General features: G+C 65.4%; 13 protein-coding genes. 5 read left to right on the top strand and 8 right to left on the bottom strand.

The window, feature by feature from the left end:
* Positions 1-25: 25 nt before the first annotated feature.
* Positions 26-2434 carry a zinc/cadmium/mercury/lead-transporting ATPase gene (locus C2U40_RS01250; protein ID WP_181014886.1) on the top strand — a complete coding sequence of 803 codons (2409 nt, stop codon included), beginning with the start codon at positions 26-28 and terminating at the stop codon, positions 2432-2434.
* 192 nt (positions 2435-2626) lie between these two features.
* Here C2U40_RS01250 and pulA read toward each other — a convergent pair whose 3' ends face one another.
* Entirely contained in the window at positions 2627-6664 is a 4038-nt protein-coding gene (gene pulA, locus C2U40_RS01245) for a pullulanase-type alpha-1,6-glucosidase (protein ID WP_103828476.1), read from the bottom strand.
* Positions 6665-6945: 281 nt separating this feature from the next.
* Between pulA and C2U40_RS01240 the strand changes: the two genes are divergently transcribed.
* Complete coding sequence (locus C2U40_RS01240; protein WP_103828475.1) at positions 6946-7356, top strand: hypothetical protein; 411 nt, start codon at positions 6946-6948, stop codon at positions 7354-7356.
* A gap of 63 nt (positions 7357-7419) precedes the next feature.
* On the opposite strand, the gene dmeF is transcribed toward C2U40_RS01240, so the two are convergent.
* Complete coding sequence (dmeF, locus tag C2U40_RS01235; RefSeq protein WP_103828474.1) at positions 7420-8370, bottom strand: CDF family Co(II)/Ni(II) efflux transporter DmeF; 951 nt, start codon at positions 8368-8370, stop codon at positions 7420-7422.
* Positions 8371-8441: 71 nt separating this feature from the next.
* Here dmeF and C2U40_RS01230 point away from each other — a divergent pair, with 71 nt between their 5' ends.
* The 3 genes from C2U40_RS01230 (at position 8442) to C2U40_RS01220 (ending at position 11131) form a co-directional block, all read left to right on the top strand.
* A complete protein-coding gene (locus tag C2U40_RS01230; protein ID WP_017408992.1) occupies positions 8442-8717 on the top strand; it encodes a metal/formaldehyde-sensitive transcriptional repressor in 276 nt (91 codons plus the stop codon).
* A gap of 168 nt (positions 8718-8885) precedes the next feature.
* A complete protein-coding gene (locus tag C2U40_RS01225; RefSeq protein WP_103828473.1) occupies positions 8886-10082 on the top strand; it encodes an amino acid aminotransferase in 1197 nt (398 codons plus the stop codon).
* A gap of 125 nt (positions 10083-10207) precedes the next feature.
* Entirely contained in the window at positions 10208-11131 is a 924-nt protein-coding gene (locus C2U40_RS01220) for a LysR family transcriptional regulator (protein ID WP_103828472.1), read from the top strand.
* 42 nt (positions 11132-11173) lie between these two features.
* Here C2U40_RS01220 and C2U40_RS01215 read toward each other — a convergent pair whose 3' ends face one another.
* From C2U40_RS01215 to C2U40_RS01190, 6 genes are all read right to left on the bottom strand, one after another.
* The gene (locus tag C2U40_RS01215) at positions 11174-11497 is read right to left on the bottom strand and encodes a DUF1820 family protein (RefSeq protein WP_011704589.1); all 324 of its coding nucleotides are present in this window, start codon (positions 11495-11497) and stop codon (positions 11174-11176) included.
* A 192-nt stretch (positions 11498-11689) separates the two neighbouring features.
* The gene (locus C2U40_RS01210; protein WP_103828471.1) at positions 11690-12541 is read right to left on the bottom strand and encodes a YjjW family glycine radical enzyme activase; all 852 of its coding nucleotides are present in this window, start codon (positions 12539-12541) and stop codon (positions 11690-11692) included.
* A gap of 37 nt (positions 12542-12578) precedes the next feature.
* Positions 12579-14105, bottom strand: a complete 1527-nt coding sequence (locus C2U40_RS01205; protein ID WP_103828470.1) for a YjjI family glycine radical enzyme — start codon at positions 14103-14105, stop codon at positions 12579-12581.
* A 116-nt stretch (positions 14106-14221) separates the two neighbouring features.
* A complete protein-coding gene (locus tag C2U40_RS01200; RefSeq protein ID WP_010635181.1) occupies positions 14222-14563 on the bottom strand; it encodes an AzlD domain-containing protein in 342 nt (113 codons plus the stop codon).
* Positions 14564-14565: 2 nt separating this feature from the next.
* Positions 14566-15285, bottom strand: a complete 720-nt coding sequence (locus C2U40_RS01195; protein WP_011704586.1) for an AzlC family ABC transporter permease — start codon at positions 15283-15285, stop codon at positions 14566-14568.
* Positions 15286-15433: 148 nt separating this feature from the next.
* A complete protein-coding gene (locus C2U40_RS01190; protein ID WP_024944607.1) occupies positions 15434-15910 on the bottom strand; it encodes a L,D-transpeptidase family protein in 477 nt (158 codons plus the stop codon).
* Positions 15911-16003: the final 93 nt, after the last annotated feature.

The following is a 16003-nucleotide window of genomic DNA, read 5'->3' as shown; positions in this document are numbered from 1 at the left end:
GGGATCCATCCAAGAGGGACTCATCATGAGCAAATCCTGCTGCAGCCATCAACACGCCGCCGCCCCCATCAAGGCCGTCAGCAAGAGCGCTGCGCCCCAGACCGAGCACCAGCACAACAGCCACTGCTGCGACCAGGCCGCACCGGTCAGCTGCTGCGCGAGTCAGGCCCCCCATGATCATCAGGATCATGCCGCCAGCGATGCTCCCGAGGGGGAAGAGCCCCCCAGAGGGGGGTGTTGCGCCACTCCGCCGCCCGCCCATGCCCATGACGGGGAGCACGACCACCATGCGCATGCCGTCACGGCAGAACCTCCGCTGGACGCCCCCGAGCAGAACAGCCGCCGCCACAGCTGGCAGGTGCTGGGGATGGACTGCCCCAGCTGCGCCCGCAAAATAGAGACCGCCGTCAGCCGGGTGAGCGGCGTGCAACAGGCCCGCGTGCTGTTTGCCACCGAGAAGCTGGTGGTGGATCTGGCCCCCGGCCTCTCCCCCGATCCCGTTACCGCCGCCGTGCTGGCCGCCGGCTTCCAGCTCAAGGGCGAGCGCAGCGGCAAGCAGGAGCCCGGCCGCGAGCGCAACCCGCTGCAGACCCTGCTCGCCAAGTATTGGCAGCCGCTGTCGCTGGCCGGCCTGATGGGGGTGGCGGCCCTGCTGCCAAGCCAGATCGGTCAGCCGCTGTTTACCCTAGCCACCCTCTGGGGGCTGTGGCCCATCTCCCGCAAGGCGTGGGCACTGACCAAGAGCGGCTCCCCCTTCGCCATCGAGACCCTGATGACGGTCGCCGCCGTGGGGGCTCTGTTCCTCGGCGAAACCGCCGAAGCGGCCATGGTGCTGCTGCTGTTCATGCTGGGGGAACATCTGGAGGCCTACGCCGCCGGCCGCGCCCGCGCCGGGGTCACCGCCCTGATGGCGCTGGTGCCCGACAAGGCGCTGCGCATCCGCACCACTGCCGAGGGCGAAGTGCGGGAAGAGGTCGCTGCCGACCAGCTGCGCCCCGGTGACATCATCGAAATCGCCCCGGGCGCCCGCCTGGCCGCCGATGCCCGCCTGCTCGACGCCCTCGGCGCCTTTGACGAGAGCGCCCTGACCGGCGAATCCATCCCGGTGGAGCGCCGCCAGGGTGACAAGGTCCCCGCCGGCAGTCTGGCGGCGGATCGGGTGCTGCGCCTCGAGGTAGTGTCCGAGCCCGGCAACAACGCCATCGACCGCATCCTGCATCTCATCGAAGAGGCCGAGACCCAGCGCGCCCCCATCGAGCGCTTCATCGACCGCTTCAGCCGCTGGTATACCCCGGCCATGATGCTGGTCGCCCTGCTGGTGGTGCTGGTACCACCGCTCGCCTTCGGCCAGAGCTGGGACGAGTGGGTCTATCGCGGGCTGGCGCTGCTGCTGATCGGTTGCCCCTGCGCCCTGGTCATCTCCACCCCGGCGGCAGTCACCTCAGCGCTGGCGGCAGCCACCCGACAGGGGGCCCTCATCAAGGGGGGCGCCGCGCTGGAGCGCCTCGCCCACATCGATACCGTGGCCTTCGACAAGACCGGCACCCTGACCCTGGGCAAGCCGCAGCTGACCGAACTGGTGAGCCTCAATGGCCAGCCGGAGGCCGAACTGCTGGCACTGGCGGCGGCCATCGAGCAGGGCTCCCACCACCCGCTGGCCCGCGCCGTGGTGACGGCGGCCAGCGAACGTGGCCTCAGCCTCGCCGCGGCCCAGGAGCTGCGCGCCCTGCCCGGCATGGGCGTGGAAGGTCGCATCGACGGCACTCTCTGGCAACTGCTGGCGCCAAGCCGGGTCGCCACCCTGGATGCAGCGATGCAGGCCCGGGTCGCCACCCTGGAGCAGCAAGGCAAGACGGTGGTGGTGCTCGGTCAGCCTGACGCCGCCCCGGCCGCCCTGCTGGCCCTGCGCGACCAGATCCGACCGGAAGCGGCTGCGGCGCTGCAAGAGCTCAACCAGCTCGGCCTGCAGAGCATCATGCTGACCGGCGACAACCCCCGCGCCGCCGAGGCCATCGCCGGCGAGCTCGGCATGGGCTGGCGCGCCGGCCTGCTGCCGGAGGGCAAGGTCGATGAAATCGCCAAGCTCGGTCTGACGCAAAAGGTCGCAATGATCGGCGACGGCATCAACGACGCACCGGCCATGAAGCGGGCCAGCATCGGCATCGCCATGGGGGGCGGCACCGACGTGGCGCTGGAGACCGCCGATGCGGCGCTGACCCACAACCAGCTCGGTGGGGTCGCCGCCATGATCCGGCTCTCTCGCGCGGCACTGGCCAACATCCACCAGAACATAGCGCTGGCGCTGGGGCTCAAGGCCATCTTCCTGGTCACCAGCCTGCTCGGCATCACCGGCTTGTGGATTGCGGTGCTGGCCGACACCGGCGCCACCGCCCTGGTCACCGCCAACGCCCTGCGCCTGCTGCGCAAGCGCTAAGCCGGCCGTTGACGGCACAACCAACAGCCGCCCCCAGTGGGCGGCTTTTTATTGCCTCGCCCACGAGCAAAGAAAAAGCGCGGCTGCCGGTCGGCAGTCGCGCTTTGCTTACTCTCTCGGAGTTATCCCACCCTTGGCGAGGTGGAATTCAACCCTGGGGTGCCGAGCCAGCCCCGGGCTCGATGGGAATGACTACTTGGCGCTGCACTCCTGGATCACAGCGGTACCGGCCTTGGTGCCGGCAGGGTCAACCTTCACCAGCACGCTCCACAAGCCCTGCGGCAAGGTGATGCTGTTGTTGGCGCTGCCCGGCTGGGAGAAGCCGATGGCATAACCCGTCTCCGCCGTCACCGCGCCGCCACCGTTGAGCAGGTACTCCTTGCTCCAGTCCTCGTTGGCCACCTTGAACTCGGTGCTGCCGGTGTAGTTGAAGGCCGCCTGATAGATGGCAAGGTCACCATCCATCCCCTTGTAGCTCAACTGGTACTGGGGCTGAGCGGCCCAGCCGGAGAGCTCGCCCTTGACGAACAGGTTGTAGCCGAGCGGATTGCCCGCCACCGTGTCCAGCACCTTGCAGCTCTGCACCGGCTCGGTGAAGCTGACGCTCAGGGTGGGTTTGTCCTTGTTCATGGCGGTAAACACGAACTTGTAGCTGCCCGCCTTGGCCAGATCGAGCCCGATGTTGCCGGTATCGCCACCCTTGCAAAGGGTCAACGGAGTGCCGACCACCAGCTTGTCGCCCGCATTGCAGCTGCCGTAGTTGAGGGGACCCCAGCTGGCATCCGCGATCTTGACGTTGGTGGTGCCCAGCTTGTCGCTGCTCACCTCGGTGGTGAACTCGTACATGAAGTTGCTGCTGAAGGTCATCTGGTTGGTGTTGCCCCACTCATTGAGGAACCCCTTCAGATAGACGGCGGTGTCACCAAACGGCGGTACCGTGCTCAGATCAGTCTTCTTGCCGACCGGCAGGCCGGTGCCCTGGGCACCGCTCTGCGGCTTGACGAACACTGCCGCCGACCAGGCACCCAGGGTCAGGGTACCGCCATTGACGGCCGCATCACGGGCGATGCTCTCGCCGCCGTGGTGGGCCGGGCTCAACTGCAGGCTGGTCAGGTCGATGGGCTGATCGTTGCCGTCACGGAAGTCACTGATGCTCTGGGGAGCATTGGTGGCGTTGATCATCACCACCAGACCGTCGATGGCCGGATCCAGATCCGCCCCCGCATTGATGCCGTCATCCACCGTCATCACGATGAGGCCGGGTTCCTGATCCGGGCCGGTATTGCGGAAGTCGACCCGCTTGATCACCTCGGCGCCGCTGCCCAGACGCAGCAAACGGGAGGATTGACGCAGCTCGGCCAGCTCCTGATAGAAGCCCACCATGGTCGCCATGTCGGCACCGCTCGGCTTGACGTGCTTGCCGAGTACTTTCTCGATCAGCGGATAGTTGTCGCCATCCTTGTCCTTGCGCGGCAACCCCTTGTCGAAGTTGTTGTCGGCCAGGGTATAGTCGACCCGGTTGTACCAGTCACCCGAGTCGTAGCTGTCCCGCTCCATGGACTTGGAGCGCAGCAGCTCGACACCGGCGTGGGTAAACGGAATGCCCTGCCCCAGCATGGCGGTGGCGAGCGATACCCCCTGCATCCGCACCAGATCGGCCCCTTGCGGCGCCTTGTAGATCAGGTTGTCGAACAGGGTCTGGTTGTCGTGCTTGTCGACGTAGTTCTGGATTTCGGTCGGATCCTGGGCGTAGCCAGCCGGTTGACCGTTGTAGTCGATGTCGGAGCCCTTCTTCGGCATCCCGTCCTTGTCGGTCAGGATGAAGTCCTTGAGGTTGCCGGCCATGCCGAGGCGCACCAGATCGGCCTGATGCAGAGCGGTAGCGCGATCGACACCGTCCATCTCGTTGGCATCCACCAGGGCGCCGTTGCCAAAGCCCTGGGTCTTGCGAATGGTGTCGCCGCCGTCGAACGGACTGCCGCCGCGTACCGCATCCCGCAGCCGGTCGGAGAAGGAGCCGATGCCGGTGCCGGCCAGGTGTTTCTGGGTCGCCTGCACGAAGCGCTTGTCATCCTGCACCTCGCCGAAGTTCCAGCCCTCGCCGTAGAAGTACATCTCCGGGTTGACCTTCTTCACCGCGGCCAGCGCCTGCACCATCTGATCTTTCGGGTGGTGGCCCATCAGGTCGAAGCGGAAGGCGTCGATCTTGTAGTCGCGCGCCCAGGTGACCAGGGAGTCATCCATCAGCTTGGCGAACATGGCGTGTTCCGGCGCCGTGTTGGAGCAGCAGGTGGAGTTCTCCACCGAGCCGGTCTCCGGATTGAGGCGCTGATAGTACCAGGGCACTATCTTGTCGAGCACCGACTTGGGCCCCAGGCCCGCCTCGTTGGTGTGGTTGTAGACCACGTCCATCACCACGTTCATGCCGATGTTCTGCTTGATGGCCTTGACCATCTCGCGGAACTCCAGGATGCGCTGGCTGCCCTCGGCGTTGGTGGCGTAGGAGCCTTCCGGGGTGGTGTAGTGGTAGGGGTCATAACCCCAGTTGAAGGAGTCGACGCCACGCAGATAGCCGTAAAGCTCCTGCACCTGCGGGTTCTCCTTGCTGTCGCCCCCTTGCAGATCGCCGAGCACGGCCTCGATGGTCTGGCCGCTGCTGCAGTAGCCGGCGAACTTGGAGTTCTGCACCTCGGGGTTGACCTGGCACAGCTTGCCAAAATCGTCGCTGATGTTGGCGACCTTGGCCGGATCCTCGTTGACGGTGGCGATGTCGAACACCGGCAGCAGGTGCAGGTGGCTGACGCCGCTCTTGGCCAGCGCCTGCAGGTGCTTGACCGGCGCCGTGTCGGTATCGGTCAGGCCGAGGAACTTGCCGCGGTGCTCGGCCGGGGTGGAGTCGTCGTTGCCGGTCAGATCGCGGACATGGGCCTCATAGATGGTGATGTCGGCGGGGTTCTGCTGGCTGTGGGGCGCCTTGAGGCTGTCCCACCCTTCCGGCTTGAGGGCCGGATCGTTGAGATCCACCACCTGGCTGAACTCGGAGTTCATCGCCAGGCTCAGGGAGTAGGGGTCGGTCACCTGATAGGATTCCAGCTTGCGGCTGACCGGGTGATAGACCTGGATGTCGTAGCGGTAGAACTTGCCCACCAGCTCGCTGCCACCCTGCACGCTCCAGCTGCCGCTGGCCTCGTCCAGGGTCATGGTGCGCTCGCCGAGCGGCTTGTGCTGGCCGTCGAACAGCGCCAGCTTGACCGACCTAGCGGTCGGCGCCCACAGCCGGAAGGTGACATTGCCCCCCTCGACCACGGCGCCATAAGTCAGCTTGGTAGCCGCTTCGCTGTAGAGGGCATCGAGGGCGCCGGCGCTCTGCACCAGGGTCGCCCCCTGCAGAATGCCGTCGGCGTCGGTGCCGATGGCCACCAGCTCACCCTTGAGCAGCGGCTTGAGATCTTTACCAGCCGGCAGGGCGAAGGCGGCAGCATCCTTCAGATGCGGATACTTGGCCTGCTGCTCGGCGGTCAGGCTGGTCGGGGTAAGGGTGATGTAGGGGAAGTCGAACACCCCTTCGGCGTTGGCCTTGATGGTGCCTGATTCGGTGTAATAGAGGCGCACATGGGGCTTGTCCTTGCCCCCTTGCCAGATCAGGGTATTGCCGTCGATCAAGTGGGCACTGGCGCCCGCCACGCCGAAGGCGGCGGTGAAGGCCTCGGCGCGGCTGCCGAAGATCTCGTTCTTGCCGGCGACGATGGCCACGGTGCGGTCCGGGTGATCGCTGAAGACCACCTTCATGTCGCTGCCGGTCAGGTTGGCCAGATCGCCGTTGCGGGCGATGAAGTTGATGCAGCCTTCCAGCTTGCTAAGGGGCACCACCCAGCTCGGACCGAAGCCGTCGGCCGCGGCCGGGGTGTTGACCTTGTCGTCCCAGCCTGCGTTGAGGCCGCTCTCGGCGGTGGCGCTGCAGGCGTCGTTGTTCCACAGGTGCAGGCTGTAGTTGGCGAAGGGGCCAGTGATCCCGCGGGCCGCACTGGTCTGGGTATCCACCAGGGCGATCACCGCCTGATCGGGCCCGGCCACCAGTTGCTCGGCAGGGGGTTGCACATTGGGCAGACGGGCGACGGGGCCGTCCGTGGGGTCAGGGGTGGAGGGGGAGGAGCTGTTGTCATTGCAGCCGGACAAAAGCGCGAGCAGTGAGGCTGTTACCAGCGCCACTTTGGTCTTTTTCATATCCATTTTTTTATAATTCCCGCTGTAGTTAGTCTCGATATCCGAGTACCCGGTCATTGCCGAGCGGTGCCATATTAATCAGCAGAAATCGTTTCAAATGTGAGCAGGGGGGCAAAAAAGTTAACCGCTTTCAACAAGATAACGTTTTCATAACGAAAATCGGATCGGGCTCACAGACCTGCCGCCCGATTCGGCACATACCTGCGGGCAGAGCCATGATGTCTGGAAAAATTGATTTCCGATCAAATGGATAAGTGGATACGGCAAGAGAGAGGGAGCCACGACAGATGAAGCGGATTGAGGAGCAGGCCAGGCGGCTGGACCAGGAATATCAAGAGATTGCCCAGCTGTTTGACCAATTTTGTCAGCAGGCGGGGACGCTCGCCGAGCAGTACCACTTCTTCAACTGGCCGGATTATGAGGATACCCCGCCCCTCGCCCGAGCCTTTACCCTGCTGGGGGAGCCGCGGGAGCTGCGGCTGCGCTGCCAGCCGGGGGAGCGCGGCAGTTTGAGCGGGCTGATCCAGGTGTGCGGCGAGGAGGGCACCATCCACGCCAGCCTCGGCTTTCGGGCCGACGGCCACCTGCTGCTGGAGTCGGGCCGGCTGCTGGACAACCCGCCCGAGCTGCTGCTCAAGCTGCTGCTCGGCGCCATCTGGCAGCACAAACCCGACGATGTGCAGGGCCAGCCGCACTGAGACAGAAAAACAGGAAGGGGCCTTGGCCCCTTCCTGCTGTTGCGGGCGGCCAACCGGCCAGGATCAGGAGGCGCTCACTTCGATGGTGACGTGCACCAGCTCCTCGTGGATGGCGAGCCGGGCGCGGATCTCGCTGGCGGCAACCGGCGCCGCCATCAGCAGGGAGAGCACGCAGGCATACTGCTGCTGGCCCACCCGCCAGACGTGCAGATCGCGCACTTCGGCGTCCGGCAACTCAGCGATCACCTCGCGGATCTCCGCCACCAGCGGCGCGTCCATCTCGGCATCCAGCAGCACCCGGCCGGAGTCGCGCAGCAGGCCCCAGGCCCACACCGCGACCAGTCCGGCACCCACTATGCCCATCAGGGGATCCAGCCAGTCGGCCCCCCACAGCATGCCCCCCACCAGCGCCAGAATGGCCAGCACCGAGGTGGCCGCATCCGCCAGCACGTGGATGTAGGCGGCGCGCAGGTTGAGATCCTGATGACCGTGATGATCGTGTGAGTGATCGTGGTCGTGATGATCATGATGGTGGTCGTGACCGTGGCCATGGTGATGACCGTGGTCATCCTTGAGCAGCCAGGCGCAGGCCAGGTTCACCAGCAGGCCGACGATGGCGATGACGATGGCCTGTTGATAGTGGATCGGGCTGGGATCCAGCAGCCGGAACACCGACTCGAACAGCATCATGCCGGCCACCCCCACCAGCAAGAGGGCGCTGGTAAAGCCCCCCAGCACCTCGATCTTCCAGGTGCCGAAGCTGAATCTGTGGTCGCGGGCGAAGTGGCGGGCGGCGCGGTAGGCCAGCACCGACAGGCCGAGCGCCAGCGCATGGGAGCTCATGTGCCAACCGTCGGCCAGCAGCGCCATGGAGTTGTAGAACCAGCCGCCGCCGATCTCCGCCACCATCATGATGACGGTTAGCAGCACGGCCCAGCGGGTCTTCTGTTCGGCCAGCGGATTCCCTTCGTGGACGACGGGTTGGTGGCAGTGGGATGAGGCGAGGGATGACATGGATTTCTCCTGAGGACGACAATGCAATATACTATACCCCAGTATAGTTTTATTGATCGAGAGGATCCTGCATGTCACACACCATTCACGGCAAGAAGAAGCTGCTGGCGCGGGTGCGCCGCATCAAGGGACAGGCAGGGGCACTGGAGAGCGCGCTGGAGCAGGAGAGCGACTGCGCCGCCATCCTGCAGCAGATCGCGGCCATTCGCGGCGCCGTCAACGGCCTGATGCTGGAGGTGCTGGAGGGCCACATGCGCGAGCATCTCGGCGCCGAAGAGGCGACCCAGGCCGAGCGGCTGGAGGATCTGGATCAGGTGGTGCGGGTATTGCGTTCCTATCTGAAGTAGGGCCGGTGGATGGGGCCATGCGTAGCCCGCCTCATCCCGTTGACGGCTGGGTGGCGTCGGCCCGCCAGCTCACACCCCTTTCAGACTTGAGCCCTCGCCGGCTTTACGCCATGATGACCGCCGATCATTGATCGCCATACCCTGGATTCCATTTCGCAAGGACCCCCCATGTTTGAACACGTCGATGCCTATGCTGGCGACCCCATCCTGACCCTGGTCGAGACCTTCCACAAAGACACCCGCGAGCAGAAGGTGAACCTGGGGATCGGCCTCTATTACGACGAGCAGGGCCGCATTCCGCTGCTGGCCTCGGTACAGCAGGCCGAAGCCCAGCGCGCCGCCGCCCCGGCCCCGCGCCCCTACCAGCCGATGGAAGGCGCCGCCAACTACCGCACCGCGGTGCAGCACCTGCTGTTCGGTGCCGACCACGCAGCGGTCAAGGCGGGTCGCATCGCCACCATCCAGACCATCGGCGGCTCCGGCGCGCTCAAGATCGGCGCCGATCTGCTCAAGCGCTACTTCCCGACCTCCGAGGTGTGGGTCAGCAATCCCACCTGGGACAACCACAAGGCGATGTTCGAGGGTGCCGGCATCAAGGTGCACGACTACCCCTACTACGATGCGGCCACCGGCGGCGTGCAGTTTGACGCCATGATCGACTGCCTGAGCAGCCTGCCGGCGAAAAGCATCGTGCTGCTGCACCCCTGCTGCCACAACCCGACCGGGGTGGATCTCTCCCGTGCCCAGTGGGACCAGGTGATCGCGCTGGTGGTCGAGAAGAACCTGATCCCCTTTATGGACATCGCCTATCAGGGCTTCGGCGACGGGCTGGAAGAGGATGCCTACGCCATTCGCGCCATGGTGGCCGCCGGCGTCAGCTTCTTCGTCAGCAACTCGTTTTCCAAGAACCTCTCCTTCTACGGCGAGCGCTGTGGCGGCCTGTCGGTCATCTGCCAGGATGCCGAAGAGGCGAGCCGGGTGCTGGGCCAGATGAAGGCCACCGTGCGCCGCAACTACTCCAGCCCCCCCACCCACGGTGGCCAGATCACTGCGGCGGTGATGAACGATGCCAGCCTGCATGTCATGTGGGTCGGTGAGGTGACCGAGATGCGCACCCGCATCAAGGCGATGCGCGAGAAGCTGTTCGAGGTGCTGAGCGCCAAGGTGCCGGGCCGTGACTTCAGCTACTTCATCAACCAGCGCGGCATGTTCAGCTACACCGGCTTCACCCCGGAGCAGGTGGACCGCCTGCGCGAGGAGTTCGCCGTCTACCTGGTGCGCTCCGGTCGCATGTGCGTGGCGGGCCTCAACAGCCGCAACGTCGACTACGTGGCCGACGCCATGGCCGCTGTGCTCAAGGGCTGATCCCCGCAAGCCCCGCTCAGGCGGGGCTTTTTGTTTGTCCCGTTTGCTTGTGGAGTCCCTATGAACCTGATCGCGCCGTCTCCATTGCGCCATCCGGCCCGCCTCGTCTCGCAGCAGGAGGCATCATGGATCTGATCGCGCTGTCGCGACTGGGTGGTCGCCATCTGGTTACCCTGCACCTGCTGCTCGACAGCCAGAGCGTCACCCGCACCGCCGAGCGGCTCTGCACCACCCCCTCCACCGTCAGCAAGACCCTCAACCAGCTGCGGGATCTGCTCGGCGATCAGCTGCTCTACCGCCAGGGCAACCAGCTGTTGCTGACCCCGTTCGCCGAGCGGCTCGGCCCCACCCTGCACCGGCTGCTGAGCGAGCTGAACGGCCTCACCGGCCAGGGCGGGTTCGATCCCGTCAGCTGGCAGGGGCAGCTGAAATTCGCCCTGCGCGAGAGCGGCATGGTCTGGCCCATGGGGCCCATCCTGGCGCAGCTGATGCGCGAGGTGCCGGGCCTGGTGCCCGACATTTGCAACAAGGATGAGCAGGGGCTGGCGGCGCTGGCGGCGGGCAAGCTGGACTTCGTGATCCTGCCCCACGATCAGAGCCAGCCGCTGCCCCGCCAACAAGGGCTGGTGTGGGAGACCCTGCGCGAGGACAAGCTGGTCTGCCTGCTACGCGCGGATCACCCGGCGCTGGCGCGATCCTGGGATCTCGATGCCTACCTGAGCTGGCGCCATATCGCCATTCGCGATCAGGAGCTGGCCAATCCCTTCTTCGAACAGAGCCTGGCCCAGTTGCAGGTGCGCCGGCAGATCGCCGCCATCCTGCCGGATTTTGGCAGTGCGGCAGCCCTGCTGCGCCAGAGCGATCTGATCCTCACCGCCATCGGTGGCTGGGCCGAGCAGGCGGCCCCCCACGCGCTGGTGAGCAGGCCGGTCCCCTTCGATTACGGCGCCGTCACCCACAGCCTGGTATGGTACGGCCCCGCCGGAGAAGAGCCGGCCCGGCGCTGGTTCCGCCAGCGCATCCTGCAACTGGCCCGCGAGCTAGGATGAGGACGACCATGCCCGGCACACGCTGGCCGGGCATGGTGGGTGTCAGGGTTTCTTGGTGTAGATGGGGCTGGGGAAGGGAGAGACGTTGTTGCCCAGTTCGGTGATGCGGGCGGCCCCCTGCTTGCGCACCTGATCGACCCGCAGCACGTGGTGCATGGGGATCATGGTGCGATTGACGTCGGCAAATTCACTCTTCAACTTCTCGTGGCTGGGGTCGACGATGAGCGCCGTGTGGTTGTCCCACACGAAGTTGGCGATCTCGATGAAGCCGAACAGCTGACCCTGGCTCACTTCCCTGACATAGACTTCGTAACGCTCGTTGTGACAAATGAACTGCACTCGATATAAGGCGTTGGATTCACTCATGTTCGTCTGTTGATGGTGGGCGATTGACCCATTCTAGCCGCCACCTCGCAGAGCTCAAATAGACAGCAATCACAGTTACGTCATCTCAAGACTCAGGCAGCAAAAAAGCCACGCCGAACCGCTCGGTTCGCCGTCCAATCTTGCCTTGTAGTATCAAATCCCTTTGCGATCAGTTGATTAGCATCCGGCTACTCAGAGCAGTGGCGGCAGGCTGACCGGGCCGAGCCCGGCCACCGCCAGCGCAGCGGCCAGTTGCTCCAGCTCCTCACGCGTCGCCTCTGGCCAGTCCTGAGCCGCCCCGCGCACCCCGTGATGGCGAAAACCGTTGAGGCGGATGGGCACGGGCCCGAGAGCGCGCAAGAAGGCGGCAAGTCCGCCCCCCAGCGTGCCGTCGGCGGCGAGATAATCGCTCTGCCCCGGCACTAGCAGCAGGCGCACCTCCGCCAGCTTGTCCGCCTGCGCCAGCAGTTGCAGCGACGCCAGCACCCGCTCCCGATGGCAACCGGTGAGGGAGAGATGGACCGGATCGCCCCACCCCTTGAGGTCGATCATGGCACCGTCCAGCACCGGCAGCAGCCGCTGCCAGCCAGCCTCGGCAAGCGAACCGTTGCTGTCGAGCAGGCAGCCGAGATGGGCCAGATCCGGCGCCTCCTTGATGGCGGTGAACAGCGCGATCACGAACGGCAGCTGGGTGGTGGCCTCACCGCCGGAGACGGTAATCCCGGTCAGCAGCGGGCCGTAGCGGCGCAACAGGGCCAGCACCTCGGCCACCGTCATGGTGGCGGTCTTGGGGCTGGCGCTGCGGGGGCAGGCATCGAGACAGGCATCGCAATCGGTACAGCGGGCCGCCTGCCAGCTCACCCGCTCCTCGTGCAGGGCCAGCGCCCCGCTCGGGCAGCCGGGCACGCAGTCACCGCAGTGATCGCAAAGGCCGATGGTGTGCGGGTTATGACAGCCGGGGCAGGCGAAGTTGCACCCCTGCAGAAACAGCACCAGCCGGTTGCCGGGGCCGTCCACGCAGGAGAAGGGCAGCCAGCGACTCACCGTCGCGGCGCGCGCCGCCCCTGCCCTCCTGCCGCACTCAGTAGTCACACAGGGTCGCCTCGCGCCCCACCACCCGCGGCGCCCGCTGGCGGATCCCGGTCAGCTCGCTTGCCTCGGCGCCGAGGCAGGTGGTCTGCAGCCGCGAGCCCTCGGTCGCGAAGCGGGCCACGTCGCTCTTGCGGATCATGTAGCCGGTCACCCGCACCAGGTCGCTGTCCGCTACGTTGGCGGTGAACTCGCGCATGCCGATGGCGAGCGCCCCCTTGCACAGCTGCAGCAGCGCCTGCGGGTTCTGGCGGATGGTGGGATCCAGGGTGAGGATCTCGCTGATCCCGGAGTGATAGAAACCGTGGTGGGGGGCCAGCGCCAGCACGTGGCTGGCGGGATCCGGCTCCTCGCCATAGGGGATGCGCACCCCGGGGGTCACCCCGCGATCCACGCTGAGCCCACCCTGGGAGTGGAGCAGGGCGTGGCCGCCCCAGGCGTGGCGCTGCGGCGTTTCGCTCACATGGCGGGCGAGCTGGGCCGAGATGCGGTAGCCCAGCTGGTTCGCCTCCTCGTCCCGGCCGTAACGCTCCGGCAGATTCTCCTTGTCCATCAGAAGGTTGACCGCCTCGGCCATGCCGTAGATGCCGAACATGGGGACGAAGCGATCCTCTTCCAGCAGCCCCTCCTGCACCAGGAAGCTGTCGAAGAAACCGGACTCCTGGTGCAGGAAGGCGGCACGCGCCTCGATCAGACGGGAGGCGAGACGGCAGTAGTGGGGCAGCAGGCAGCCCAGGAAGTCGTCGATGCCGTGGGCCTGCTCGGCCACCCGCTTGAGGGAGACCCGCACCAGGGTATTGGTGCCGCCCGCCTGGGGCAAGGCGTTGTAGCAGCTGACGATGCCGAAGCCGCGCTCATCGAAGGTGCTGCGATGCAGCGGGTAGTTGGCGATGTGGGGCTTGCTGCAGGCCGCTATGTTCTTCACCCCCTGCAGCAGCAGGCTGTCCGGGGTCTGCGCCGGATCGTGGAACAGGGTGAGGTTGGGGGCCACCTGCTTGAGATCGCCGTCGATGCGCAGGATCAGGCGGCAGAGCCGGTTGTCATCCGGGCCTATGTTGACGTGCATGAAGGCATCCGGCAGCACCCGGTCCAGGTAGATCCAGAATCCCTTCAACTTGCGATAGAGCGCCTCGTCATCCAGCTCACCGACGAAGGGCAGCAGCAGGTGATCGAGCCGGCCCAGCCAGACCGGCATGCCGGTGACGGAGGGCACGTGGTGGTAGAGGATGCGCAGGGCATCGAGCGCCTCGTCGAAATCCTGCGGCGGTGCCAGCTCCAGCCAGGCCGAGCCCTGGCGCAGAAACTTCTCGTAATCCGGCAGCACATAGCGCGGCTTGTAGGGGGCGTGCCCCTCGAACATGTCGCAGACAAAGCCCTTGGCCATCGCCTCGCTCACCTCGGCGGGCAGCTCGGGATAGGGCAGCGCATTCTCGGCGGCCAGCGCCAGGGCATGGCTCTTCTGGGCCGGTGACAGCAGGGGATCGCGCACGATGCGCTGGCAGGTTTCGGTGAAGGACATGGCTCGCTCCTCGACGGATGGGAGCTAAATCCTCACACTTGAGAGGTGTTTTTTGAAGTGACATTCACAACATGGCGGATATCCAATGAAGACATCCGCCATGCAAGATCACGGGCCTAGCCCAGCCAGGGCAGCAGCTGGGCCACGCCCCCCTGCCAGCGCAGCAGGAAGAAGCCCCCCATGCCGACCACCACCACCAGCAGGGTCGGCAGCCGTAGCAGGGTCAGCGCCGTCACCAGCAGGGTGGCGACCAGGTAGTCCGGATCCCAGCTCAGCCCGGTGCCCGGCTGGTAGCTGAAGACGATGGGCAACCAGATGGCGGTCAGCACCGACTGGGCAGAGAAGCTGAGGAAAGCCCCCATCTCGGCGCCCGGCTGATAGCGGGTCAGCCGCGAGAAGAAGGCGAAGCGGTTGAAGAAGGTGATCAGGGCCAGCAGGCCTATCATCAGCCAGCTCATGATTACCTCCTCATCCGGTGCAGCACATAACCCACCAGCATGCCGGAGAGCGCCGAGATGATGATGTAGACCTCCGCCAGCAGCGGCTTGGTGAGCAGCGCCATGGCACCGCTCACCAGGGTGGCCGCCACCATGGGCAGGTTCTTCATGGCAGGAATGGTCATGGCGATGAAGGTGGCGGCAATGGCAAAATCCAGCCCCATCTGATCCAGCCCGTCAATGTACTGACCGGCGGCGATGCCGAGCAGGGTCGCCGCATTCCAGAACAGATAGAAGACGAAGCCGGCGATGAGCGCGTAGGCCGGATCGAAGCGGCCGCTGCGCTCCCGGTCTTTGAGCGCCACCGCGAACATCTCGTCGGTCAGAAAGAACGCCAGACTGGCGCGCCAGCGCAGGGAGAGCGGCAGCACATCGCGGCGAAAGGTGAAGCCGTAGAGCAGGTGCTGGGAGGTAATGACGAAGGTGGAGCCCATGATGGGCAGCAGCGGCGTGCCCGCCCCGAACAGGGTGGTGGCCGAGAGCTGGGCGGCACCGGCATAGACCAGCAGCGACATCAGCTGGGCCTGCAGCGGGCTCAGCCCCACCTGCAGCGCCAGGGCGCCGCACAGGATCCCCCAGGGGATCACCGAGACGGAGAGCGGCAGAATATCGATGGAGGCGCGCCACCAGAGCGCGCGGGTACTCTCGGCCCCGACGGGCCGGGAGCAGGTTGCTGATGGCATGGGATCATCCTTGTTACGTCCACGGCGAGCCGGAAAAACTAGCACAGCACGGGGACGGATACCAAGAGGCTACGGGTAAAGAGAGGATGAAGCAGAACAGAGGGCCCAAAAAACAGAACGCCACCCGGAGGTGGCGCACTGCAGAGAGTCAGGGCTGAATGACGATGGGGGTGCCGGGTTCGATGGCGTTCCACACTTCGTCCAGATCCTTGTTGAGCATGGCGATGCAGCCATTGGTCCAGTTGGACGGCTGCAGGCGGGTGTTGCCTATGCTGTTGCGCTGACCGTGGATCATGATCATGCCGCCCGGTCGCACACCCATCTCGTTGGCCGCCTTGATGTCGTCCAGATTCGGGTAGTTGATGTGGATGGCCTTGTAATAGTTGGAATTGGTCTTCTTGTAGTCGAGGATGTAACGGCCTTCCGGCGTGCGCTGATCCCCTTCCCGCTGCTTGTGCCCCTTGGGAGCCGGACCCAGAGCGATCCAGTAGCGTTTGACCTCCTTGCCATCCTTCATCAGGGTCAGGCTATAACTCGATTTCTTCACCACCACCATATCGGCGGACAGGGTGGCAAAACTCAATGCGGGCCACAGCCCCAGCAAACACAGTAATACGGCTCTCATTCCATCCCTCGGCAAGCCTCTGGTAAGGGCTTTTCTGTTACCAAATCATCTGAACTGCACCGCCTCGTGTGGCGGGCGAGCGCCATCATATTG

This window comes from Aeromonas sp. ASNIH4 (assembly GCF_002934425.1).
Lineage (GTDB): Bacteria > Pseudomonadota > Gammaproteobacteria > Enterobacterales > Aeromonadaceae > Aeromonas > Aeromonas hydrophila.
Note: the sequence above shows the minus strand (reverse complement) of the source record. Positions and strands in the feature narration are given on the sequence as shown.

Bases quoted from the DNA above. Each gene is read 5' to 3' on its own strand.
- C2U40_RS01250 (WP_181014886.1), top strand. From the start codon at position 26: ATGAGCAAATCCTGCTGCAGCCATCAACACGCCGCCGCCCCCATCAAG.
- pulA (WP_103828476.1), bottom strand. From the start codon at position 6,664: ATGGATATGAAAAAGACCAAAGTGGCGCTGGTAACAGCCTCACTGCTC.
- C2U40_RS01240 (WP_103828475.1), top strand. From the start codon at position 6,946: ATGAAGCGGATTGAGGAGCAGGCCAGGCGGCTGGACCAGGAATATCAA.
- dmeF (WP_103828474.1), bottom strand. From the start codon at position 8,370: ATGTCATCCCTCGCCTCATCCCACTGCCACCAACCCGTCGTCCACGAA.
- C2U40_RS01230 (WP_017408992.1), top strand. From the start codon at position 8,442: ATGTCACACACCATTCACGGCAAGAAGAAGCTGCTGGCGCGGGTGCGC.
- C2U40_RS01225 (WP_103828473.1), top strand. From the start codon at position 8,886: ATGTTTGAACACGTCGATGCCTATGCTGGCGACCCCATCCTGACCCTG.
- C2U40_RS01220 (WP_103828472.1), top strand. From the start codon at position 10,208: ATGGATCTGATCGCGCTGTCGCGACTGGGTGGTCGCCATCTGGTTACC.
- C2U40_RS01215 (WP_011704589.1), bottom strand. From the start codon at position 11,497: ATGAGTGAATCCAACGCCTTATATCGAGTGCAGTTCATTTGTCACAAC.
- C2U40_RS01205 (WP_103828470.1), bottom strand. From the start codon at position 14,105: ATGTCCTTCACCGAAACCTGCCAGCGCATCGTGCGCGATCCCCTGCTG.
- C2U40_RS01200 (WP_010635181.1), bottom strand. From the start codon at position 14,563: ATGAGCTGGCTGATGATAGGCCTGCTGGCCCTGATCACCTTCTTCAAC.
- C2U40_RS01195 (WP_011704586.1), bottom strand. From the start codon at position 15,285: ATGCCATCAGCAACCTGCTCCCGGCCCGTCGGGGCCGAGAGTACCCGC.
- C2U40_RS01190 (WP_024944607.1), bottom strand. From the start codon at position 15,910: ATGAGAGCCGTATTACTGTGTTTGCTGGGGCTGTGGCCCGCATTGAGT.